1 protein-coding gene is annotated in these 1,142 nt (G+C 56.7%); it reads right to left on the bottom strand.

What is annotated here, in order from left to right:
* On the bottom strand, window positions 1-990 hold a 990-nt coding region (locus tag HMPREF2651_RS01755; protein ID WP_070585957.1), incomplete at its 3' end, for an IS256-like element IS3503 family transposase.
* Between the last annotated feature and the right edge of the window lie 152 nt (window positions 991-1,142).

The following is a 1,142-nucleotide window of genomic DNA, read 5'->3' as shown; positions in this document are numbered from 1 at the left end:
TGTATGTAGATACAGCCACCAATCCATCACTGTGCGTTGATGCGGTAGTGATAGTCCGCGGTGTCTGCGGGCTAGTTCTTTTATGGGGGCGTTGATGCCACCTTCGAGGCTGTTTGTTGTTGCTGCAAGGTTGTCGGGGTCGATGGTTGTTGGTGGGGGTTGCAGGTAGGTAAACAGCAGGTCTCTGCGGTGCAGAGATAGCAATGATTGATAGGCCGCTCGGACGCGTTGGTGGGTGTAGACCTTGGTGTAGGCGCCGGTAGCAGGGTCTTTGATGGTGGTTTTCTCGTTCATCCATTCCCGGTAGGTGTGGTCGAATTCGTGCAGGTGGGCGACCCATGTGGATGCTTGGTCAAGGTCGGTGATGCGAGTGAGTTTCAGGGCTAGGCGGTAGAGGGTTTTGCCGGCATCGGTGCGGGGGTTGCTGGTGGTGTGGCGGCGGACTGTTCGTTGGGCGTGGACGAGGCAGCGTTGGATGCGTGTTGTTGGCCAGCAGTGGTGGATGGCTGATTGGGCACCTTGTCCGCCGTCTGTGACTGCGATTAGTGGTGCGGCAATGGGGCGTAGGAGTTCGGTGTAGGCGGCGGTGGTTTCGTGTCTGGCCCAGGTCCAGTTGATGACGTGGGTTTTACTGGCTGCGATCAGGAGGCATCCGGACTTTAGATAGGTCGCGTCGAGGAAGATTTGGTCATGGATGCGGAATGAGTCGATGGTGGGTGTGGGGATGATCCACCAGCACCATCGGAATCGGTGGTGCATGGTTTGCCTGGTTACGCCATGGTGTGCGGCGAAGGTGGTTAGAGATTGGGTGCCGGTGGCCCATTGGATGAACAAAGCCATGGTGGCGGTGTTTTTGTTGTGGGTTTGGGTGTTGCGGGTAAAGGAGTGTCCGCAGTGGGTGCAGCGCCAACGGGTGGTTGATTTGCTGGTGGTGCCGTTTTTCTTTGTGTTGTTGCCGCATAGTGGGCAGCTGGGGCGGTTGGTGGTCATCCTTTAATCCAACCGGTGTGCGGTTAGCACAAATGTGGCCGGAGGTGCGGGATGGTGTGGGTAATAGCTTTCGGGGAGCTATTCTTTGGTGATTTGTGGTGTGTGGTCTGGGGTTATGGTGGCATGCGGACACACTTTTCTTTACTTAACCC

The organism is Corynebacterium sp. HMSC063A05 (assembly GCF_001809695.1).
Classification (GTDB): domain Bacteria; phylum Actinomycetota; class Actinomycetes; order Mycobacteriales; family Mycobacteriaceae; genus Corynebacterium; species Corynebacterium amycolatum.
This window is presented reverse-complemented; position numbering and strand designations above follow the sequence as displayed.